Origin of the sequence: Falsirhodobacter deserti, assembly GCF_004015795.1 — a bacterium.
GTDB classification, from domain to species: Bacteria; Pseudomonadota; Alphaproteobacteria; order Rhodobacterales; family Rhodobacteraceae; genus Falsirhodobacter; species Falsirhodobacter deserti.
The window spans coordinates 548,970-570,412 of record NZ_ML137218.1; the positions used below are offsets into that span (position 1 = coordinate 548,970).

Sequence of the window (21,443 nt, forward strand, 5' to 3'; positions counted from 1 at the left end):
CCTTCCGGGCGGCCTTTTTCATTCGCGCCAGCTGTCGCCGACCCAAGGCGTCGGCTTCATCCAGTGCCGCAGATAGCGCCAGGCAGAGCCGTCCTTGTGCGGCCCGTTGCCCACGTTCTTCAGGTGCTTGCCAAGGCTCCACCCCTCGCGCCCAACCCATCCGCCTGCGATGGCCTGTTCGGGGAATACGCCGCCGGGGAAGATCACGATGCGGGCATCCTTCGGCAGGCGCGGCGTCATCGCGAAGTTCAGCGGGAAGGGGGGAATGCACTGATAGCGGAAGTGCCGGACCCATGCCTTGGGAAACAGATCCACCCCTCCGGGTGCGTTGCGGGTGACATAGCGCTGCTCCCACACGTATTCCTCGGCGATGCGCTGCGGATCGGTCTTGAACCGTTCCTGCAGGGGCAGCAGCTTGCCGACGGGAAAGCGGAAGACGGAGGTCTGGCCCAGCCGTTCGAACGGCTTGGCAGGGTTGCGCGACAGGATGACCTGATCGGGATCGCCATAGGTGAAGAAATCGTCGAGGCTGCCGGTGACCACCACGTCAAGATCCATGAACAGGACCGGCCCTTCCAGATCGCCCAGCTTGGCACCCCAAAGGCGCGACTTCGGCCAGATGCCGCGCTTGGTCTTGGGGATATCGTAATCGATCTCGGGCAGGGGCTGGCAGTCCACCTCGGGGCGGATGCCGTCGGTATTGTCGCAGAAACAGGTGAACCGGAAGGGCGGCGTGATGTTGCGCGCGACCATGGCATAAAGCCGGTTGATGAAGGGCGGGCCGTATTTCGTGCCCCAGTTGATGCAAATGACCTGCTTCATCGCAGCCTCCTTGTCAGGCCGCGACCCTTGCACAGAACGGCCAAATGGAAAAGCGCCCTGGTCGGGCGCTTTGAACCTGTTCTTGGGGGAAGGGTCAGACCAGACGGCTGACTTCCATCGCCGCGCGCACGAAGTCGGCGAACAGCGGATGCGGCGCGAAGGGCTTCGACTTCAGTTCGGGGTGGAACTGCACGCCGATGAACCACGGATGGCCTTTCAATTCCACGATCTCGGGCAGGCGACCGTCGGGCGACATGCCAGAGAAGCACAGACCGCAGGTTTCCAGCTGGTCGCGATACTTGATGTCGACCTCGTAGCGGTGGCGGTGACGCTCCTCGATCTCGGTCGCACCATAGACCTTGGACACCAGCGATCCTTCGGCCAGCGCGGCGGTATAGGCGCCAAGACGCATCGTGCCGCCCTTGTCGTCGCCGATCTTGCGTTCCACCACGTGATTGCCCTGCACCCATTCCTTCAGGTGATAGACAACAGGTGTGAAGCGCTTGCGGCCGGTTTCGTGGTCGAACTCCTCGGAGCCGGCATCCTCGACGAGCGCCAGATTGCGCGCCGCTTCGATCACGGCCATTTGCATGCCAAGGCAGATCCCAAGGTAGGGAAGGTTCTTTTCACGCGCATATTGCGCGGCCTTGATCTTGCCTTCGGTTCCGCGTTCGCCGAACCCGCCGGGAACAAGGATCGCGTGGTAACCTTCAAGATAGGGCGCGGGATCGGCATGCTCGAACTGCTCGGCGTCGATCCATTCGGCCTTCACGCGGGTGCGGTTGGCCATGCCGCCATGGGTCAGCGCCTCGGCGATGGATTTGTAGGCGTCTTCCAGTTGCGTATACTTGCCGACGATGGCAACGCGAACCTCGCCCTCGGCATGCTCCAGCCGGTCCATCACGTCGGTCCAGCGCGACAGGCTGGGCTTGGGCGCAGGGGCGATGCCGAAAGCATCCAGAACCGCCTGATCGAAGCCTTCGCGGTGATAGGCCAGCGGCGCCTCGTAGATCGTCTTCAGGTCCGGCGCGGCGATCACGGCATCCTTGCGGACGTTGCAGAAGAGGGCGATCTTCTCCCGCTCTTTCTCGGGGATCTCATGCTCCGACCGCAGCAGCAGCACGTCGGGCGCGATGCCGATGGACCGCAGTTCCTTGACGGAGTGCTGGGTGGGTTTCGTCTTCAGCTCGCCCGAGGCGGTGACATAGGGCAGTAGAGTCAGGTGCACGAAGATGCACTGGCCGCGCGGCTTGTCCTGCGCGAACTGGCGGATGGCTTCGAAGAAGGGCAGGCCCTCGATGTCGCCGACCGTGCCGCCGATCTCGCAAAGCTGGAAATCCACCTCGTCATCGCCGATTGACAGGAAGTCCTTGATCTCGTTCGTGACGTGCGGGATCACCTGGATCGTCTTGCCAAGGTAATCGCCGCGACGCTCCTTCTCCAGCACCGTGGAATAGATGCGGCCCGAAGAAACGCTGTCCGTCGCCCGGGCCGACACGCCGGTGAAGCGTTCGTAATGGCCAAGGTCGAGGTCGGTTTCAGCGCCGTCATCGGTGACAAAAACCTCGCCATGTTCGAACGGGCTCATCGTGCCGGGATCGACATTCAGATAGGGATCAAGCTTGCGGAGGCGAACCGAATAGCCGCGCGCCTGAAGCAGCGCGCCCAGTGCGGCAGAGGCAAGGCCCTTGCCCAGCGAGGACACCACGCCGCCGGTGATGAATACATATCGCGCCATGCGTGGAATACTCCCGTGAGTTCGATTTCAAGCAGCGATTCGGAAATGCGGAATCGCAGCATCACGGGACTCGGACTATAGCGCAGGGCAGGGCCTTGCGCAACCGGCCTCGGGATGCGGAAGACGGGCCGGATGGCCCGCCATGTCATGACTGTCAGTTTGCCGGTGCGGGTTGTTCGGGTGCCGGAACCGCGGGCGTTGCCGGTGCGGGCGCCGCATCATCGGCACGCGGCGGCACCAGCGATCCGGACCCCGCATCCGTGCTGGGCGGCGGCAACAGATCCGCGCCCGTGGGAGCATCGGCATCGCTGCTGCCAGCGGAAGAGCCGCCGATTTGGTCCAGAACCGAGCCACCCGAGGAATTCGAGGCTGCCATGATCGTCAGCGCGATCGAGGTGCAGATGAAGGCGATGGCGATGACCCATGTGGCCCGCGTCATGGCGTTCGCGGCCTGACGGCGCGACATCGCACCACCACCACCGCCGCTGCTGCCCATTCCAAGCCCGCCACCTTCAGACCGCTGCAGCAGAACGACCCCCACCAGAAGAAGGGCGAGGATCAGGTGAACGGTGAGGATGACGTTTTCCATGCGGGAACGGCCTTCGGCTGCTGACGCGCCTATCTAGAAGCATGCGGCCGTGCCCGCAACCCCAAAGGGGCATGTGAGGCAATTGGTGACGGCAGGCTTGCACAAAAGGCGCGCAGGTGGATGATGTTCAAGGTGGCAGGAAGGGGATCGGGCCCTTCCGCGCAACATTTTCTGCTGCAGGTGCAAGGCGATCCACATGACCGAAATACTGCTTCTGCTTACCGGAATCCTGAGCGGCGTCGTGAACACGCTCGCAGGGGGCGGATCGTTCATCATGATGCCGACGCTGATCCTGGCAGGGGTGCCGCCGTTGCTGGCCAATGCCTCGAACACCTATGCCGCGCTGCCGGGATATGTCAGCGGCACGGTCGGCTTCTGGCCGGCAATTCGCCAGCACCGCAAGCTGCTGCTGCCCTATTCGCTGGTGGCGCTGGTGTTCGGCTGGCTCGGGGCAGAGCTGCTGCTTGTCGTTTCGGAAGAACAATTCGCGCAGATCATGCCGTGGCTGATGCTGGCCGCCGTGTTGTTGTTTACCTTCGGCAAGCAGGTCAGCGCGTTGATGCAGGGCCTTCGCGGGGCAGGCATCGTGCTGTGGCTGTTTCTTGCAGCCGTCTGCCTTTACGGCGGGTTCTTCAACGCCGGCCTTGGGATCCTGCTGCTGGCCTTCCTGGCCACGGCGGGAATGGTCGATCTGAACGCGATGAACGGGCTGAAGCTGTGGATTTCCGCCGTGGTGGCGCTGGTGGCGGTTATTCGCTTCGCCGCCAGCGGAACGATCGAATGGTATTACGGCACGATCGCCCTGCTTGGCGTGACGATCGGCGGCTATGTCGCCGCGCATTTCGCCTATCTCATACCCGCCAAGGCACTGCGTATCGCGATCATCCTTTACGGGATTGCGATGACCGGGTGGTTCTTCTGGAAGCTGTGACGGCTCCGGATTTCTCCGGAGCCGCAACGGTCACTGGCCTGCGGCCTGCGCGGCAAAGACATAGCTGTCATAGGTGTATTCGGCCACGCGGAACCATTCGAAGCCTTCATCGCGGAACTTCTTCCAGCCGGGATAGATGGCGGCCCATTCGGGATGACGTTCGGAATATTCGGCATAAAGCTCGAACGTGGCCTGATAGGCGGCCTGCATCACATCGGCGGGCAGGGGGCGAAGCTGCGCGCCCTTGCCGACCAGCGAACGGATCGCGGCCGTGTTCTTGGCATCATACAGCGACTGCATGTTGATGTTCGCCGCCTTGCACGCAGTGTCGAGGGCGGCCTTGTATTCCTCCGGCAGGGCGTCGTGCTGTTCCTTGTTGATGAAGAAGTGGATGGTCAGCCCACCCTCCCAGAAGGCGGGATAATAATAATACGGCGCGATCTGGTAGAAACCGAGCCGTTCGTCATCATAAGGCCCGATCCATTCCGCGGCGTCGATAGTGCCGCGTTCCAGCGCGGGATAGATGTCGCCCCCCGGAAGCTGCTGCGGAACGACGCCCAGGCGCGACATCACCTCGCCCGCGACGCCTGCGATCCGCATCTTCACGCCGTTCAGGTCGGACAGGCTGTTGATCTCCTTGCGGTACCAGCCGCCCATCTGCGCGCCCGTGCCGCCGCCCGGCTTGCCGATGATGCCATAGGCGGACAGGAACTCGTCATACGCCTCGTTCCCGCCGCCGTGATACAGCCAGGCGTTCTGCAGGCGGGAGTTCAGGCCGAAGGGAATGGCCGATCCGATGGCGAATGTGGGGTTCTTGCCGGTGAAATAGTATCCGCAGGTATGTGCGATCTCTACCGTGTTCGACTGGACGGCGTCGATGGCCTGCGGACCGGGAACCAGCTCTCCGGCCTGGAAGACCTGAATCTGGAACTTGCCACCCGTCATGGCCTTCACAGCCTCGGCCATCACCACGGCGCCGCCATAGATGGTGTCGAGGTTGTTGGGAAAGCCCGAGGTCAGCCGCCAGCGCACATCCGGCATCGACTGGGCAATAGCAGGGCTGGCAAGCCCCGCCGCGGCAACACCCGCGACAGAGCTTCGGGTCAGGAACTTGCGGCGGTCAATCGTCATGTTTTTCCTCCCAGAAAACAGGTTCATTGCGATGGTGCGCCGAAAGACGGCGGCGCGGGCGGGGCAAAACTTGGTGCGGGGGCGGCAGGCGCGCCAAAGCTGGGGGCGGGCGCGGCTCCATAGGGGGTGGCCCCCGGCATGGGCACGTTCAGCTGTATGCTGGCTGGATCAACCTCGGCCGCGCCCGATTTGTAATGGGTCACAAGCTGCGGGAATGACAGCACCATCACCACCATCACCAGCTGGATCGCAAGAAACGGCACCGCCCCCATATAGATCTGGCCCGAGGTGACGGGCTGGATCGTCGCCCCCGTCAACTTGTCGCGATAGGGCCGCGTGGGGGCCACCGACCGCAGGAAATACAGGGAAAAGCCGAAAGGCGGATGCATGAACGAGGTCTGCATGTTTATCGCCAGCATCACGCCAAACCAGATCAGGTCGATGCCCATCGCCTCGGCCACGGGGGCCAGCAGAGGGATGATGATGAAGGCAAGTTCGAAGTAATCCAGCAAGAAGGCAAGAAAGAACACCAGCAGGTTCGCCACGATCAGGAAGCCGATCACGCCACCGGGGATCGACGTCATCAGGTGTTCGACCCAGACGTGACCGTCCACGCCATAGAAGGTCAGCGAAAACACCCGCGCACCCAGCAGGATGAACAGCACGAAGGCCGAAAGCCGCGCGGTGGAATAAAGCGACTGGCGCAGCAGGTCCATCGTCAGCCTGCGGTTCATGGCGGCCAGAACCAGCGCGCCGACCGATCCCATCGCGCCGCCCTCGGTCGGGGTGGCGATGCCGAAGAAGATCGTGCCCAGCACAAGAAAGATCAGGACCAGCGGCGGAACAAGCGATGTCAGCACCCGCCCCAGCAGCTTCCACCCGCGCAGGGTCCGCGCTTCGGGGGGCAGGGCAGGCACCTTCTGCGGGCTGATGATCGATACCACCACGATATAGGCTGCATAGGCCGCAACCAGCATCAATGCCGGAACCATCGCCCCCTTGTACATGTCACCCACCGAACGGCCCAGCTGATCGGCAAGGATGATCAGCACAAGGCTTGGAGGGATGATCTGCGCCAGCGTTCCCGAGGCTGCGATCGCCCCCGTGGCGATACGCCGGTCATAGCCATAGCGCAGCATGATCGGAAGCGAGATCAGACCCATGGAGATGACGGAGGCCGCCACCACCCCCGTCGTTGCCGCAAGGATCGCGCCGACGAAGATGACGGCAAAGGCGATGCCGCCGCGCACAGGGCCGAACAACTGGCCGATTGTGTCCAGCAGCGCCTCGGCCATTCCCGATCGCTGCAGGATCAGTCCCATGAAGGTGAAGAACGGAATGGCCAGCAACGTTTCGTTCGACATCTGGCCGAAGATGCGGTCGGGGATGGCTTGGAACAGGTTGATGGGCAAAAGCCCCATCTCGATCCCGATGAAGCCGAAGACGAAGCCCACGAAGGCCAGCGCGAAGGCGACCGGATATCCGATCAGAAGCACCACGATCAGCGATGCGAACATGATCGGGGCAAGGTTTTCCGCGAAGAATGCAGCCATGTCCGTTTTCCTTACAGCTTCGCCGCTTCGGCATCTGCCTCAAGCACCGGATCGGGTATCGCCCCACGCAGGATCGCAATGCGCTTGATCAATTCGGACACGCCCTGAAGGGCCAGCAGGGAAAAGCCGATCGGGATCAGGATCCATGCCGGCCACTGGATCAGCCCGCCCGTGTTGTTCGACACCTCCCCCGAGGCGATCTTGGCGGCCACCACGGGCCATGACAGCCAGATCGTGATGATGCAGAAGGGAAACAGGAAGAAAATCGTGCCCAGCACCTCGATCCACAGCTGTTTGCGGCGCGACAGGGCGCTGTAGACCAGATCGACCTTCACATGTTCATTCGCCAGAAGCGTGTATCCTGCTGCCAGCAGGAATACGGCCGAGAAAAGGTACCACTGCGACTCCAGCCACGCGTTGGAGCTGAGGGAGAAAAGCTTCCGCATCACTGCGTTGATCGCGCTGATCAGAACGGCGGCCAGAATAAGCCATGATGCCGCCTTTCCGATGAACGTGTTCAGCAGGTCGATCCGGCGCGAAAGCGCCAACAAAGTGCCCATGCAACCCTCCCTCGCGGGGCAGGCACCTTTATTGCCGGTGCCGCCGCGACTCAAGCTTATGAAGCGGCGGGAATTGCGGCAAGAAAAACAAGTGCTGCGGGAAGATCTGCGAAGATGTGCCTGATTCAAAGGCTCTGCGGGCGGATCATCCGGGATGATCCGCCCGTTCATGATGCCGCGCTGGCGTCAGAGGGTATGTGCGATGGCTTCTTCGATGGGCACATCGGCAGGCCGGAAGATGACGTCCTGGCCGGAGCGTTTCTTGAACCTCTCGAACGCGATGGAGAAGTCCTTCTCGGTTGGCACGGCCCGGCGTTCCGGCGTGTCGATATAACCAAGCTGCGCCAGTTGCGCCCCGAACTTTTCGTGGTCGATCTGCAGCACCTTGAGGGATTCGCGGAATTACGGTGTGCCGCGGGCGATACGGCCAAGACCGAAGCCTTGTCCCGGCACTTCCAGCGTTTCGATGCGGGTGGGTTCGCGAATGAAGGTGATTGGCTTGGTGATGCCAAGCATTTCGATGAAACGCTTCTGCCAGGGTGACAGGTCGATCAGGTTTTCATGCTTGCCGATGAACACGTTTCTCTCCGCATCGCTGTGTTGGACGGCCCAACGCCGGGAGACGGTTTCCGCCAGGAAGTGGCCGAAATGGGCGAAGCCTGACGGCCCCACATGTGCCGTCCGGTCAGCCGCGCCGCGGGGGCGTCCCGGCCAATGACGGGAGTCATCATGCGCGTGTCGCCGCGATAGATGGCGCCTTCCGGGCAATCGCTGCCATCGGCATGGGGCACGCCGCAAACCTGCACGCGGCGCATCTCGCCGGCTGGCCACACGATCGCATCCTGCAGAACCGTCACTTCACGCGACCAGCCGGCATCAGGCTCCGGTGGGAAGATAAACTGGTCGTTCATCTTCCCAATCCTTCTCCCGGTGCTCCGGATCCGAGGCCTATTTGCGCTTCATCTTAATGGCGGTGTCGATCGGATAGGGTTTCAGCCCCCCGATCTCATCCTTGAAGTCGGCCGAATTGCGCAACCGTTCCAGCTTGGCCTGCCGGCGGTTTTCAACCAGGTCGGCAGCGGCGCGCACTTGCGGCACCTTCAGCAGATCCGCGATCAGCGCATCCCGCTCCGCCTTCAGTGCCAGGGCAGAGCGGTCCTCGACCTCGTTCCGATCAAACAGGCCGAAATACTCGGCGTTGTACTTGGAGTGGTTGTCCAGAACGTCACCGCGTAAGCGCCGCAGCAGGTATTCCTCGCGCGATTTGACGCCGTAATGGTTCATCTGCGCCAGTTTATAGCCAATCTGCCGGCTGTTCAGGCGCCATTTCAGGTCCTTGCCATCGATCGGATCGCCGCTGCCGTTCAGCCACTCCACCGGATAGGCCTGCCCTTCCTCGGTACGGGCAAACCGCGTGTTGAGGTATGGGCGGTGGATCGCCAGCGCGAGGTGCGGATCGGTCTTGAACAGCGTCTTGATGCCATAACCCTTGACGAAACTGTCAGGAGCAGCGTGAACAAGCCGCTCGGTTACGGGGCCACTGCCGAACTCCTCCTCGCCGCCGCTGCCGAAGAAGCGCCATGTCAGGCAGATGCCGGTGGCCTTCCGCGCCGTCACCTCGTCCAGAAGCGAATCGATGCGGTGATCGCCCAGCTTGACGCAGACGAATTCGTCCAGATCCATGACCAGAAGCCAGTCGGCGCCGGTAACCAGCGGGTTCTGCTCGGCCCAGTGCAGGGCGCGCGATTGCGGGGGCTTGTCCTTCCACGGAAGGTTGTCAAGGCGCGTGCACAGCCCGCAGGCCGCAAGCGCGTCGAACATCTCGTCCGTGCCATCGGTGCAGTCGTTGGTATAGGCAAGGATATCCGTGAAGCCCATAACGTGATGATGGGCCACCCATTCCAGAACGTAGGGCCCTTCGTCCTTGGCCATGGTGACAATTCTGACCTTGCCGTGCCGCGAGGTGTTGGCCCCGCCGGGAACAAGACGCTTGCGCGCTTCAAGATCCGCAAGGGCGGCTTCTGCCGCTGCAGTGGCCGCCTGTTCTTCCTGCTGCGCGATTTCCTGCTGGCGGGCCTTTGCAGTCGCATCCCGGGGCGGGGCGGTGGTTTCCGGCGCGGGGGCTGCGGTCTTGGCCGAGGGGTATTCGATCACACCATGTTTGGCAGCCCAGCGCCCGATCCAGCTGTCGGGATCGGGTAGGCCAAGGTCCGAGCGGGTGCAGACCTTCCGCATCCAGCGCGAATAAAGATGGACCGAATAGCTTTCGGCGCTGACCATCAGCGCTTCCAGTTCTTCGGTCTTCCGGGGATCGACCAGCACCTTTCGATCCTGGAACGTCACGGGGAAAAAGGCGGTCTGCGGCGCGGCATGTTCCAGTTCGCCGGTGGCAATGGCGAACTGGGTCACGGCCTTTGGCCCGAAAGTGCCCCAAGGCAGATCGCCGATGCCGAATCCGGCGTCCGTTTCCCAGCGGCGGGCGATCTCTTCGCGGTGCTTGCCCTTCATCCAGGGCGGCACCGGCTGCGGGCTGGTAAGGAATGCGTAAAGCTCGTTCAGTGTCCGGGAATCCTGCGGCGGGCCGAAGACGGCGTTGCCCAGCTCCAGCTTATCTCCCCGCTCATGGCCGAGGAACCAGCGCACGTCGCGGGTAAAGGGCCGCAAGGCGATGACGTCGGTGTCCACCCAGACCCGGCCCACCTGCCGGGCCATCATCACGCGGAAGATGTCGGCATGCAGAGCAGGGCTATTGGCACTGTTGTAGACAAGGATCTCGCCTGTATCCCACACCTCGCGCGCGTCCCGCACCACGACGCCCGCTGGCGCATTCGGAATCTTTCCGTAGGTGTAAAGAACGACATCATGCCCAAGCTCCACGAAGCTGCGAAGCGACGCCACCTCAAGCCATGACAGCATCCCGTCGATCCAGAGGGAGCCGATGGGGGCAAGGTCAGTGCGGGCCGTAGTCATCTCGGCGAAATCTTTCATGCAAAACACCTTGTCCGAAGCAGCCGTCAATCGGCCGTGACGGGTTTCACGATGCTGTCGGGTGCCCGCGCAGCCTGCTCCTCGGCGCTGTTGCGCCGGGCCTTGATCCTGTTCTTCTCCTGGCCAAGCGCGTGCATCTCGGCCAGTTCCTCGGGGGTTTTCTGGGCGATCTTCTTCAACTCGCCGAAACGTCCCCACACCTCTTCGCGCCGGGCCGCCGCTGCGTCCCCCGGCGCCGTCAGTTCCGACAGCGAGGCGAACTTGGTGTTGCTTGCGATCGCCTCGTCTGCGATGGCGGTGAACTTGGTGCCGGCGAAGAACTTCGCCTGGTGAAAATGCACGATCTTCGCGTCGATCGCATTGATGTTGCGGAAGAATTCCTCGTGATGCCGTTCGTGACCGGGATGGGAGATGGAAAGGTTCCACTCCTTCCCGACATTCCGCGCCTGCAGGCCCGAAACGGCGATGGCAAGCGGCAGCGTGATCTGGTCAAGCCACGGGCGCTTGTGGTCGACCTGCGGATCGGCATCCAGTTCGGTCGCCAGCCGGAACCACGTTTCCGCAAAGGCCGAACGGGTGGGGAATGCGATCATGCCTGCGTTCCAGTAGGGCGGGCTAAGCTTGTTGCTGCGAACAAGGCGCACCCGCTCTTCGGGGAAGGGCAGGCCGAATTTCTCGTAAACGTATTCCCATGATCCAGGATTGCCGCCCCAGCTCTGCACCCCTTCGGGCACCACGCTGACGGTTCCTTCAGTCACCAGATCCGCGCGCGAGAAGGGGGCGACGATCGCGGTGTCGGTGTCAAGGAACAGGGTATACTCGGTATCACGCTCCTGCAGGCAAGCCAGCAGCTTGTTGCCTTGCTTGTAGGGGGCAATGAACTTGTCCGTCGGTTCCATCAGGCGGATCTCGGCGCCCATCCTGTCATAGAATTCCGTAACATACGGAAAAAGGAAATCCACCTTGTCCGACGGGCAATAGGCGATCACCTTCACATCGCCCAGCACATGGCGGATGGTGGAAAGCAAGACGATGCTGTCTCGCGTCAGGCCTGGCGGATCAAGCACGTAGATGATGGCAAGATCCTGGAGCTGCGCTGTCGCGTTCATGTGCCGTCCATCGGTTGGGCCTGCTGCAATCAGGCCACTCTTTCCCGACAGATTGCCCTAGTCAATCCTTTGTTCACGAAGATTGGGTTTCAGAATTGTTATTGTAATAAGCCCGTTAGCTTTTTCGGCAGCCCTGAGGGCCGTTTCGCCGGCGGGCTGGTCGGCCCGCCAGCGCAGAGCCTTGAGTCAAAGTGAAACGACGGGGGCGCGGCGCGGTAGGGATGATCCGCCGGCAGGTTCACGGCGGCCTTGCCGGTCTTGAAGGGTTCCCATCCTTCCAGCTTCTGCGTTCCCCGGTCGTGACGACGCTGCCGAAGACAAGGATCTGCTGCGCAATGGTCGCCGCAGGTGTGTTGGCCCCATCAGGATAGCATCCCAGCAGCGATCCGGTTGAGGCCGTGGCCATGCCGTCGCCCATCCCCGCACTGGCGGCCGCCCCATTGAACCAGAAGGGGAACCGCCTGCGACGGCCCCTTCCCGCGTGTGGATCACGCAGCGGTCCTGACCGACCCAGATCGCCGTCGCAACCTCGGGGTTGGAATGCTTGTCGATGCGCGGCGTTTCGGTTCGCGTTCCTGCGCGAAGGCACATCATCTGGCCCTTCGCGCATGCACCCCAGCCGATTGCGACGGCACCTGCCGTTGTTTCATTCGAATGGCCCGAGAAAAGCACTGACCGTGCCATCTGCCCCACAGGCAGCCCCCCGATGCCGCCCGTCATCTTCTGCCCGCCGACAGCAGAACCCCGGGTCTTCCGTTGCGGGCGCTTACGCTCCATGTCGGACGGCTGGACGCCGCCGGCTGCGTCTAGGCGTACCGGTCTGGTCGGTCTACTGACGCAGGCTGCTACCTTCCAGTTGCAGGGTGGCCGTGTCGGATGCGTCCCACCATGCCCTGAGGCTGGCAATGTCGGTCGGAACCCATGCCCGGAACGAGGCGCCCGCGCGGATGCTGGAGCAATGTGATGCCGATGCCAAGATTCATTGCGCCCAGCCCCGATCCCTGTGATGCCCACGCTTTGTCCTTTCCTGACCGCATTCGCCAGATGTTGCGGGGCCATTCTGGGTCACGAAGGCAAACGCGCCGTTAGGGCACCGCGCGGAGCATCGGATCAGGCAGGCGTAACCGCGATGCGTGTCATCTCGCCGCGGTGAACGGTTCCGATCTGCGCCAGTTCTGCCGCATGGTCGTGGCTGGTGAAGGCAAGGGGGCGGTCGATCAGACCCCGCTTCAGCAGGCCGGCGGAAAGCGCGGCGAAGTCCAACTCGCCCCAACTCATGTCGTCGGCCTTGGATTTTCCGGGGCGTATCCAGTCGGCAACCACCGCGTCGATGACGGCGACATCCGCGCCGGCGGCCAGAAGCTGATCAAAGAAGGTGACGTATTCACGCGCGTTGCGGCGCTTGATCAGCGTGAAGGTCTGCCCCGGCTGGGTGATGAAGCCGGCAAGATGGAAGGCCGATCCGTCCGGTCCAAGAACGTGGGTGGCGTTGCGGAAGGTGCGAAGCTGATCGTCGATGGAATGCTGCTGCGGGTGATAGATGTGGAAGCCCTCCGCCTCCAGCATCCTCTCCAGCGCGGCTTCGGCAAGAACGCTGCCGGTTTTCTTGGGCAGGGCAGAGCGGGAGATGTAAAGCTTCCGCACCCCCGCCGACGCGTCCGGCCCCGGATCCATCCGCCGCGCGAAATCCCGAAATTCCTGCGTTCCGCGTGCCATGGCACCCAGCCCGAACCCGGGGCCGGGGATGATCAGATCCTCCACCTGCACGGGTTCGTAGATGATGCGGACGGGCAGGTGGATGCCAAGCCGGTCCAGGATCTGCTTCTGATAACCGGCAAGTTCTGCCGGATGTTTGCCCCGCAGCGTTTTCGGCGTGAACAGGATGGATTCCGCGCCGCTGGCTTCCGCGCCCCAAAGACGTGGCAGGGATTCAGCCAGAAAATGCCCGAAGTGGAAGAAGATCGTTCCGCCCCAAAGATGGCGCCCCGGCAGGGGGGCGGCCGTGGCAGGTTCCGTGCCCTTGCCGCCACGATATGTATTGCGCCAGCGATAGAGCATCGCCTCGGGGCAAAGGGTGCCGTCGCACCATAGGCCGCCATGATCGGGATCCACGACACCGCCCTTCACGCGAAAGACCGACCGCGACCAGCCTTCTTCGGGATCGGGAAAAGGCAGGCAGACGGGTGCAGGCGCAAGGGTGTCCATGTTGATCCGTCCGTGTGTTAACCGTGGCGCCGTGATCTTGCCAAGGGCATGGGTATCGGTCAATCTGTTGTCGGTCCTTACAAGACAGGGGACACTTGATGCCGATCTTCAAGCATGCGGGAAAACTGCTTTTTTCGCCCATGTCCCGAAATGCGCCGGCACCAGCATCGAGGATTATCTGGACAAGAGGTTTGGACCCGCGGCCTTTCTCGATCGCCGCCATCCCCCCCCAAGCATAACTGGAGCCGGACATCGGCGCAGCACCTGCCGGCCATGCAGCTTGCCAAGATGTTCCCCGATGGCTTCTTCGATGCAGGATTCTCGGTGGTGCGCGATCCGGGGGGCCGCGTACGCAGCGCGTTCCACTATCACCAGACCAAGCGCAAGAAGATCCTCGCCGAAGAAACCTTCGAAAGCTGGCTGCCGCGCATCAAGAAGTTCGCAAATCCCGATCATGCGCGCTTTGACGACCATTTCCGCCCGCAAACCTCTTTCGTGCCGGAATGGTGCGACGTGTTCCGGTTGGAGGACGGGCTGGATGCCCTTGTGCCATGGCTTGACGAATGGGCTGATGAAACGCATCCCGCAGACATCGGCCGCACGCTTGTAGGGAAGAACCAGCCCGCGCCCATCGCGCCCGAAATCTATGATTTTGTGCAGGATTACTATGCCGAAGATTACGAACGCTTCGAGATGACGCCCGGACCGAAGGCCGAGCCGGTAGCCTGAATCGTGCTGGCGTTCGCCGATCGGGCCGGTTGGCCATCGAAATTGCCGTTGTGGCCTAACCGCGCTACCCGGTGACCTTGTCCGCCAGGCTTTGCATATTCGGGCCGGATGCCTTGGGAACGATGCGGAAGAAGGCGTTGACGAAGCAGAAGATCGCGAACCCGACCAGACCGATGCAGACACTGATGACAAGGATCTGGCCATATACCTGTTTCGACAGCCACGAGAACGCCTCGCCCACGCCACCTGCTGCCTGGGGATCTGCCTGCCATGCTGCGAACAAGAACAGCAGACCGATCACGCCGATAACAACGCCATGCGCCATCAGGCCCGCCTTCAGGATGGGGTTCCAGCGGTTGGTGAACCGGCTTGCCCGAAGATGCTTGCGATATTCGTTCTTCCAGCCCTTCCAGAAGTAATAAACCCCAGCGCCAAGGATCAGAAGTGCGACGATGCCGATGATCCAGCGCCCCCCGGGCCACTGCATGACCGCCCCGACATAGCGAGGGATGCTAGAACCCTCTCCTGAACTGCCGCCGCCGAACAGCAGGGAAAAGGCGACCGCGCCGATTCCCAGATGCACCCCGCCGGTCACCAACATACCAAGGCGGGCGACGATTCCCTTCCCGTCGCTGCCGTAATCCTCAAGGTCGAAGGCAGCATCGACAAGGCGCCAAAGGGCATAGGCCAACATCCCAAGCAGGATGAGGAACAGGATCACGCCCCCTCCCCAGGTGTTCTCCAGCCAGCCAAGGGCAGAGGAGGTGTCCTGCGCCTGACCGCCCCTCCAGATAGAATAAAGGGACACACCTGCAACGGAGAGATAAACCAGCCCGCGACCAAGATAGCCGGCCTGCATGACCGGAATCGCCCAGCCCATGTCTTTATCGGCCATCTTTCTCATGCATGGTCTCCGGGCTTTGTGAAGCGTGTGCTTCAAGGTTGCACCTTTTCAAGGCGTTCCTTTAGGTAATTCCGGCTTTGCTCTCTCGGTTCCGTTTCCGGCAGCAACGAAGCTTTGCGCCTTTCGTTGCGGGGGTGCGCCCTGCGGCACCTGTCGTTCCGGACCCGGAAGCCAGCAATCGCCCGGGACCTGACTTCGCCTGCCGGATCAGTGTCGCATGTGGGGAAAATTCCGGCCGTCCTCGTGGCAGGGGCGGGATCTATGGCGGATGGGGTGGGATTCGAACCCACGGTAGGGTTCCCCCTACGCTGGTTTTCAAGACCAGAGCCTTAAACCACTCGGCCACCCATCCGTTCGGTGCTGCATAACAAATGCAGCACCGGCGGCAAGCCTCATCCGAACCAAGGGGCCAGATTGCTGCGAACGCGCTCCAGCGGGGTGGTGCCGCTGGCGTCGGGAACGAAGGATTCGCCGGTGATCGTTTCATACGCCTCGATATAGGCGGCAGAGGTTTGGGCGATCATCTCGGCCGGGATCTGGGGGATCGGATCGGCATAAGGATCACACCGTTCGGCCACCCATGCTCGGATCACGTCCTTGTCGAAACTGGCGGGGCGGGTGCCTGCGGCGAACGCCTCGGCATAGCTTGCCGCATGCCAGTAGCGCGAGCTGTCGGGGGTGTGAATTTCATCCGCCAGCAGGATGCGGCCATCCGCATCCAGACCGAATTCATATTTCGTGTCCACAAGGATCAGCCCGCGCTGGGCCGCGATGCTTTGGCCGCGCGCGAACAGCGCCAGCGCCATGGCCGACACCTCGTCCCACTGCGCTTGCGTCAGCAATCCGCCCGACACGATGGCCGCTTCATCCAGCGGTTCGTCATGGCCGCCGTCGAAGGCCTTGGAGGTGGGGGTGATGATCGGCTGGGGCAGCGCCTCGTTGTCGCGCAGGCCGTCGGGCAGGGTGTGGCCATACATCTGGCGCACGCCCTTCTTGTAAAGCGTCAGCACGGATGTGCCCGTCGTGCCGGCAAGATAGCCGCGCACCACGATCTCCACCGGCAGGATTTCCACCTTCTTGCCGATCACGACGTTGGGGTCGGGATAGGACAGAACGTGGTTCGGCGCGATATCGGCGGTGTTTTCGAACCACCAGCGGGCCATCTGCGTCAGAACCTGCCCCTTCCACGGGATCGCCGTCAGGATGCGGTCGAAGGCCGAGATGCGGTCCGAAGAGATCAGGATGCGCTGTTCGCCGCTTCCGGTATCGGGCAGGTCGTAACAGTCGCGAACCTTTCCGAAGTAGGGATTGGGAAGTTCCGCGATGCGGGCTTCGGGCAGAATGCGGGTCAGATCGATTGCGGGCATGGCGGGCCTCCTGTCTTGCGCCGTCATGGGCGGGGACGGCCCGCGTGTCAACGGCGGCCTGCGAAGAAGCTGCGCAGAAGGGCGGCTGCCTCGATCTCGCGCAGCCCGTCATAGATTTCGGGCGCGTGATGGCATTGCGGATGCGAAAAGACGCGGGGGCCATGCGCCACGCCGCCCGATTTCGGATCGCTCGCCGCATAATACAGGCGGGCGATGCGGGATGCGGCGATGGCGGCGGCGCACATGGGGCAGGGTTCCAGTGTGACATAAAGGGCATGGCCGCCCAGCCGTTCGGATCCGATCAGGCGGCAACCTTCGCGGATGACCAGTATCTCGGCATGGGCGGTGGGATCGGACAATTCGCGGGTGCGGTTCCCGGCCCTTGCCACCACCTTGCCCGAGGGGGTGACCAGAACCGCGCCCACCGGCACCTCTCCGCGCGTGGCGGCGGCAGCGGCTTCGTCCAGCGCGATCTGCATATGGCTGCGAAAGGGGCTCATCGGATCGTCATGCCGCCTTGTGCGCGGGCTTGTCCACCCATATCCTTCAGGGCCGTAATCCAAGGATTCCCATGACCGACCCAGCCACCCCCAGCGGCGACCGTATCGCCAAGGTCCTTTCCCGTGCCGGCGTGGCTTCGCGCCGCGAGGCGGAGCGGATGATCGAGGCCGGCCTCGTGAAGGTGAACGGCAAGGTGATCGACAGCCCTGCGCTGAACGTCACCGCTACGGACCGGATCGTGGTGGACGGCAAGCCGCTTGCCGCCGCAGAAGAGCCGCGCCTTTGGCTTTATTACAAGCCCGAGGGGCTGGTCACATCCGAAAGCGATGAAAAGGGCCGTCAGACGGTTTTTGAATCGCTGCCCGAGGATATGCCCCGCGTGATGTCCATCGGCCGCCTCGACCTCAACTCCGAAGGGCTTTTGCTGCTGACCAACGATGGCGGCCTGAAACGGCGACTGGAGCTTCCTTCGACCGGCTGGTTGCGCAAGTACCGTGTGCGGGTGAAGGGCAATCCGACCGATCCCGATCTGGAACCGCTGCGCAAGGGCATCGAGGTGGATGGCGAACGCTTCCAGCCGATGGATGTGAAGCTGGACCGGCATCAGGGCGCGAATGCTTGGCTGACGGTCGGCTTGCGCGAAGGCCGCAACCGCGAGATCCGCCGCGCCATGTCCGCCATCGGCGTGACGGTGAACCGCCTGATCCGCGTCAGCTATGGCCCGTTCCGCCTGAACGAGTTGAAGCCCGGAGAGGTCGAGGAGGTGCGCCCCCGCGTTCTGAAGGACCAGCTGGGCCTTTCCGATCCGGTGGAGGATGACGTCCCCGCCAAGAAACGCCGCGTTGTTCCCGTGGCCAAGGACCGGCCCGCGGGCAAACCTGTCCGCAGCACCGCGCCCCGCCGCGGTGCCGAGGATGAGGACAAGCCCCGCCGCCCTGGCCCCGCCAAGGCAGGGGATGCGCCGAAGCGCTTCGGCACGGCCGCCAAGAAAGGCGGCAAGGGCGCGGCCTTCGGTTCCGACCCCACCAAGCGCGAGGTCAAGCCGCAGGGTCGTCGGGGCGGACCATCTCGAACACCTCGGTGATCGAGGCATAATCGCGATATCCAAGGCGTGACAGCGGGTGGAACCGCGTCACGTCGAAGCGTCCGTCGATCAGGCAGTCGTCGCGCATGTGCACGCCCGTCACCTCCCCCAGGATCAGCAGGTTGCCGTTACCGCGCAGGGCCACGATCTCGGTCACGCGGCATTCAAGTGAGGCAGGCGCATCGGCCACGCGCGGACAATCGATTGTATCGCATTCCGCCTTGGCGATACCGGCGGCGACGAATTCATCCGTATCCGGCGGAAACGCGGCCGATGTCGCGTTCATCTCGGCCGCCATGCCGGTTGATACGATGTTCACGCAGAACACACCCGATTCGCGGATCGCGGCGGCGCTGTCCTTTTGCCCGGTCGAAGCGAACATGACCTGCGGTGGCGTATAGGCGACGGCGTTGAAGAACGAATACGGGGCAAGATTATCCCCGCCGCCCCGACGGGTGGAAATCCAGCCGATGGGGCGCGGCGTCACGATCGCGTTGAAGGGATTGTGGGGCAGCCCGTGCCCGTCCTGCGGTCTGTAGAACATCCTGCCTCCATCGGTATTTGCGATGTTTGTGCACCCGTGCTAGGCGCGTTTCCAGCGAAAAAGGGGAGGGGCCGTTGTATCGACTGGAGCAGGAAACGCCTGCCGACTGGTGGGAGGTCGAAGCCCTTTACGACCTGTGTTTCGCGCCGGGGCGCACGGCATTGTCCTCCTATCGCCTGCGGGACGGCGTGCCGACGGTGGCCGCGCTTTGCGCCATCCTGCGCGATCCGGACGGGCCCATCGCCGCCGCCATCCGCTATTGGCCGGTGGAGGTTGCACGACAGGACGTGTTGCTTCTGGGCCCCGTGGCCGTGCACCCCACGCGTCAGGGCGAAGGGCTGGGCGCGCTGCTGATCACCGAAACACTGGCCGAAGCGCGCAACATCGGATGGGAACGTGTGATGCTGGTCGGCGATGCCCCCTATTATCGCCGCTTCGGCTTCCGGAAGCTGGAAGACGTGGTCATGCCGCCCCCCACCAACCCCGACCGCGTTCTGGGGCTTTCGCTGATTGCCGGCGCATGGAACGGCGTGACCGGAGAGGTGGTGAAGGCGCGGGGGGCCTGATCCTCTGGCAGCCGCATCCGGCATGGGGTAAGGTTCTCGTAACAGGAAGCAAAGCGAGGCCCACATGTCCGGCAGTGCGTTCACCAAGCTCTCATTCCTGCTTCTGATGGGGCTTTTGATTTTCGTGTCCTGCAACGGGGGCGGCTGATGGCAAACCCCTTCCGGCGCAATGCCTTTGACGGGCGCCGGCGCATCCGCGGCGCGACCCGCACGCGGCTGATGCTGTTTCCCGCCTTTCTGTTCTTCGTGACCGGCTTCTTCGGCACATCGGCGGACATGCTGGCGGGCATGGCGGCTTGCGGCCTGATCGCCACCGCCTCGTGGATCACCCGCGAAGGGCTGCGGGCCGAGGCGGCTTATGACGCGCGCACCATCGCCCGCAAGCCCGCCATTCCGCGCAAGCTGATCGGGGCGGGGCTGACCGGCCTTGGCATTGCGGCAGGCGCGCTGGGCGGCGGCGGTGTGATGGCGATCCTGCTGGCCATCGTGGGCGCGGCGCTTCATGTCGCCAGCTTCGGCCCGGACCCCCTGCGCGACAAGGGCGAAGGGATGGAAGCCGGCCGCGTCGCCCGCGCCATCCACGAAGCCGAGGCTTATCTGGCCGAGATGGTGGCACTTGCCGAAGGGCTTGGCGATCGGGCCATCACGCGCCGCGTCACCGAATTCACCGTCACCGCCCGCACCCTGTTCCGGCGGGTGGAGGATGATCCCCGCGATCTGCCGGGGGTGCGGCGCTATCTTGGCGTGTATCTTATGGGCGCACGCGATGCGACGGCCAAGCTGGCGGAGATCGAGCGTCACGATCCCGACATGGCGGCACGGCACGATTATCTTGCGCTGCTGTCAGACCTTGAAACGGATTTCGCAAGCCGTACGTCCGACCTGATGCGGAACGACCGCGCCGATCTTGACGTAGAGATTTCGGTTCTGCGTGAAAGACTGATGCGCGAATGAGAGGAAGAGCATGACCACCACCGCCCAAGACGCCGTGCGGCACAGCGAGGAAATTGCGGCACTGTCCGTCAATGCCGTGCCGGAAGATGGCAACATGCCTCTGACCCTTGATACGGCCACGCCCGAAGAGGCGCAGGAAATCCGCGCCCGCATGGACGGGATCGACCTTGGCGATACGCAATCCATCGTCCGCTTCGGGGCGGGCGCACAGGCCGGCCTGCAGGAAATCAGCGCCCGGATGCTGGATGATGTGCGCAACAAGGAAGTTGGCCCGGCCGGGGACAGCCTGCGCGACATGGTTACCACCATCCGCGGCTTTTCGGTTTCGGAACTGGATGTGCGCCGCGAACGCACATGGTGGGACCGCCTGACGGGGCGCACCACGCCCTTTGCCACCTTTCTTGCCCGCTATGAACGCGTGCAGCACCAGATCGACAGCATCAGCGATCGGCTTTTGAAGCACGAACACACGCTGCTGAAGGACATCAAGGCGCTGGACGTGCTGTATGACCGCACGCTGGACTTTTACCGTGAACTTGCGCTGTTCATCGCGGCGGGCGAGGCGAAGTTGGCGGAACTTGACCGCGAGACCATCCCCGCCCGCGAGTCAGCGCTGACCGATCTGCCTGAAAGTGAACGGATGGTCGGGGCGCAGGCCCTGCGCGATCTGCGTGCCGCACGGGACGATCTGGACCGGCGCGTGCACGATCTGCGCCTGACGCGGCAGGTCACGATGCAGTCGCTGCCCGCCATCCGGCTGGTGCAGGAAAACGACAAAAGCCTTGTGACCAAGATCAACTCGGTCCTCGTGAACACGGTGCCGCTGTGGGAAACGCAGCTTGCACAGGCGGTGGCGATCCAGCGGGGGCGCGAGGCGGCAGCTTCCGTCAAGGAAGCACAGGATCTTACCAACGAGCTTCTGACCTCCAACGCGCAGACGCTGCAACAGGCCAACCGCGAGATCCGTACCCAGACCGAACGCGGCGTGTTCGACGTGGAGGCCGTGCGCGAGGCGAATGGCATTCTGATCACCACCATCGGGGAAAGCCTGCAGATCGCCGAGGAGGCAAAAACCCGCCGTGCCGCTGCCGAGGACAGCCTGCGCCGGATGGAGGCCGACCTGCGCGAGGCGCTGGCCGCCGCCAAGGCCAAGAAACGGAGCTGACAC

Annotated in this window: 23 protein-coding genes and 1 tRNA gene; 6 read left to right on the top strand and 18 right to left on the bottom strand. The window is 63.2% G+C overall.

Annotated features, from left to right (window positions below; genetic code table 11):
* Window positions 1-18: 18 nt before the first annotated feature.
* The 3 genes from JX25_RS02785 to secG form a co-directional block, all read right to left on the bottom strand.
* The gene (locus JX25_RS02785; RefSeq protein ID WP_128253587.1) at window positions 19-822 is read right to left on the bottom strand and encodes a glycosyl transferase; all 804 of its coding nucleotides are present in this window, start codon (window positions 820-822) and stop codon (window positions 19-21) included.
* A gap of 94 nt (window positions 823-916) precedes the next feature.
* Window positions 917-2,560 (bottom strand): CTP synthase, encoded by a 1,644-nt coding sequence (locus JX25_RS02790; RefSeq protein WP_128253588.1) that lies wholly within the window; start codon window positions 2,558-2,560, stop codon window positions 917-919.
* Between the two features lie 154 nt (window positions 2,561-2,714).
* Entirely contained in the window at window positions 2,715-3,149 is a 435-nt protein-coding gene (secG, locus tag JX25_RS02795; protein ID WP_128253589.1) for a preprotein translocase subunit SecG, read from the bottom strand.
* Between the two features lie 196 nt (window positions 3,150-3,345).
* Here secG and JX25_RS02800 point away from each other — a divergent pair, with 196 nt between their 5' ends.
* Window positions 3,346-4,080 (top strand): sulfite exporter TauE/SafE family protein, encoded by a 735-nt coding sequence (locus JX25_RS02800; protein WP_128253590.1) that lies wholly within the window; start codon window positions 3,346-3,348, stop codon window positions 4,078-4,080.
* Between the two features lie 30 nt (window positions 4,081-4,110).
* Here JX25_RS02800 and JX25_RS02805 read toward each other — a convergent pair whose 3' ends face one another.
* The 10 genes from JX25_RS02805 to JX25_RS02840 all read right to left on the bottom strand — a co-directional run bounded on the left by JX25_RS02805 (window position 4,111) and on the right by JX25_RS02840 (window position 13,626).
* Window positions 4,111-5,205, bottom strand: coding sequence for a TRAP transporter substrate-binding protein (locus tag JX25_RS02805; protein ID WP_206611561.1), 1,095 nt, complete (start codon window positions 5,203-5,205; stop codon window positions 4,111-4,113).
* Window positions 5,206-5,234: 29 nt separating this feature from the next.
* Window positions 5,235-6,764 carry a TRAP transporter large permease gene (locus JX25_RS02810; RefSeq protein WP_128253592.1) on the bottom strand — a complete coding sequence of 510 codons (1,530 nt, stop codon included), beginning with the start codon at window positions 6,762-6,764 and terminating at the stop codon, window positions 5,235-5,237.
* 11 nt (window positions 6,765-6,775) lie between these two features.
* The gene (locus JX25_RS02815) at window positions 6,776-7,324 is read right to left on the bottom strand and encodes a TRAP transporter small permease subunit (protein WP_128253593.1); all 549 of its coding nucleotides are present in this window, start codon (window positions 7,322-7,324) and stop codon (window positions 6,776-6,778) included.
* A 186-nt stretch (window positions 7,325-7,510) separates the two neighbouring features.
* Window positions 7,511-7,708: a hypothetical protein gene (locus JX25_RS02820; RefSeq protein WP_128253594.1), complete on the bottom strand. Its 198-nt coding sequence runs from the start codon at window positions 7,706-7,708 to the stop codon at window positions 7,511-7,513.
* Window positions 7,709-7,726: 18 nt separating this feature from the next.
* Complete coding sequence (locus JX25_RS14730) at window positions 7,727-7,903, bottom strand: hypothetical protein (RefSeq protein ID WP_241557834.1); 177 nt, start codon at window positions 7,901-7,903, stop codon at window positions 7,727-7,729.
* A complete protein-coding gene (locus tag JX25_RS15030; RefSeq protein ID WP_241557835.1) occupies window positions 7,876-8,235 on the bottom strand; it encodes a hypothetical protein in 360 nt (119 codons plus the stop codon). Before JX25_RS15030 ends, JX25_RS14730 begins: the two co-directional genes overlap by 28 nt.
* Window positions 8,236-8,272: 37 nt before the next feature.
* The gene (locus JX25_RS02830; RefSeq protein ID WP_128253596.1) at window positions 8,273-10,312 is read right to left on the bottom strand and encodes a glycosyltransferase family 2 protein; all 2,040 of its coding nucleotides are present in this window, start codon (window positions 10,310-10,312) and stop codon (window positions 8,273-8,275) included.
* 26 nt (window positions 10,313-10,338) lie between these two features.
* The gene (locus JX25_RS02835; RefSeq protein ID WP_128253597.1) at window positions 10,339-11,421 is read right to left on the bottom strand and encodes a hypothetical protein; all 1,083 of its coding nucleotides are present in this window, start codon (window positions 11,419-11,421) and stop codon (window positions 10,339-10,341) included.
* 829 nt (window positions 11,422-12,250) lie between these two features.
* On the bottom strand, window positions 12,251-12,397 hold the full coding sequence (locus JX25_RS14735) for a hypothetical protein (protein ID WP_164876037.1): 147 nt from the start codon (window positions 12,395-12,397) through the stop codon (window positions 12,251-12,253).
* A gap of 134 nt (window positions 12,398-12,531) precedes the next feature.
* Complete coding sequence (locus tag JX25_RS02840) at window positions 12,532-13,626, bottom strand: glycosyltransferase family 61 protein (protein WP_128253598.1); 1,095 nt, start codon at window positions 13,624-13,626, stop codon at window positions 12,532-12,534.
* Window positions 13,627-13,899: 273 nt separating this feature from the next.
* Here JX25_RS02840 and JX25_RS02845 point away from each other — a divergent pair, with 273 nt between their 5' ends.
* On the top strand, window positions 13,900-14,355 hold the full coding sequence (locus JX25_RS02845; RefSeq protein WP_128253599.1) for a thioredoxin domain-containing protein: 456 nt from the start codon (window positions 13,900-13,902) through the stop codon (window positions 14,353-14,355).
* A gap of 64 nt (window positions 14,356-14,419) precedes the next feature.
* Here JX25_RS02845 and JX25_RS02850 read toward each other — a convergent pair whose 3' ends face one another.
* The 4 genes from JX25_RS02850 to JX25_RS02865 all read right to left on the bottom strand — a co-directional run bounded on the left by JX25_RS02850 (window position 14,420) and on the right by JX25_RS02865 (window position 17,126).
* On the bottom strand, window positions 14,420-15,250 hold the full coding sequence (locus JX25_RS02850; RefSeq protein ID WP_128253600.1) for a DUF1206 domain-containing protein: 831 nt from the start codon (window positions 15,248-15,250) through the stop codon (window positions 14,420-14,422).
* Window positions 15,251-15,521: 271 nt separating this feature from the next.
* A tRNA-Ser gene (locus tag JX25_RS02855) sits at window positions 15,522-15,611 on the bottom strand.
* A 40-nt stretch (window positions 15,612-15,651) separates the two neighbouring features.
* On the bottom strand, window positions 15,652-16,626 hold the full coding sequence (locus JX25_RS02860) for a phosphoribosylaminoimidazolesuccinocarboxamide synthase (RefSeq protein ID WP_128253601.1): 975 nt from the start codon (window positions 16,624-16,626) through the stop codon (window positions 15,652-15,654).
* Between the two features lie 47 nt (window positions 16,627-16,673).
* The gene (locus tag JX25_RS02865) at window positions 16,674-17,126 is read right to left on the bottom strand and encodes a nucleoside deaminase (RefSeq protein WP_128253602.1); all 453 of its coding nucleotides are present in this window, start codon (window positions 17,124-17,126) and stop codon (window positions 16,674-16,676) included.
* Between the two features lie 71 nt (window positions 17,127-17,197).
* Between JX25_RS02865 and JX25_RS02870 the strand changes: the two genes are divergently transcribed.
* A complete protein-coding gene (locus JX25_RS02870) occupies window positions 17,198-18,211 on the top strand; it encodes a pseudouridine synthase (RefSeq protein ID WP_128253603.1) in 1,014 nt (337 codons plus the stop codon).
* Here the strand turns inward: JX25_RS02870 and JX25_RS02875 are convergent.
* Window positions 18,165-18,755: a flavin reductase family protein gene (locus JX25_RS02875; protein ID WP_128253604.1), complete on the bottom strand. Its 591-nt coding sequence runs from the start codon at window positions 18,753-18,755 to the stop codon at window positions 18,165-18,167. The genes JX25_RS02870 and JX25_RS02875 overlap by 47 nt on opposite strands.
* Window positions 18,756-18,829: 74 nt before the next feature.
* On the opposite strand from JX25_RS02875, the gene JX25_RS02880 reads away from it, so the two are divergent.
* From JX25_RS02880 to JX25_RS02890, 3 genes are all read left to right on the top strand, one after another.
* Window positions 18,830-19,321, top strand: a complete 492-nt coding sequence (locus tag JX25_RS02880) for a GNAT family N-acetyltransferase (RefSeq protein ID WP_128253605.1) — start codon at window positions 18,830-18,832, stop codon at window positions 19,319-19,321.
* A 147-nt stretch (window positions 19,322-19,468) separates the two neighbouring features.
* A complete protein-coding gene (locus JX25_RS02885) occupies window positions 19,469-20,275 on the top strand; it encodes a 5-bromo-4-chloroindolyl phosphate hydrolysis family protein (protein WP_128253606.1) in 807 nt (268 codons plus the stop codon).
* 10 nt (window positions 20,276-20,285) lie between these two features.
* Window positions 20,286-21,440: a toxic anion resistance protein gene (locus tag JX25_RS02890; RefSeq protein WP_128253607.1), complete on the top strand. Its 1,155-nt coding sequence runs from the start codon at window positions 20,286-20,288 to the stop codon at window positions 21,438-21,440.
* The last annotated feature ends 3 nt before the right edge of the window (window positions 21,441-21,443 follow it).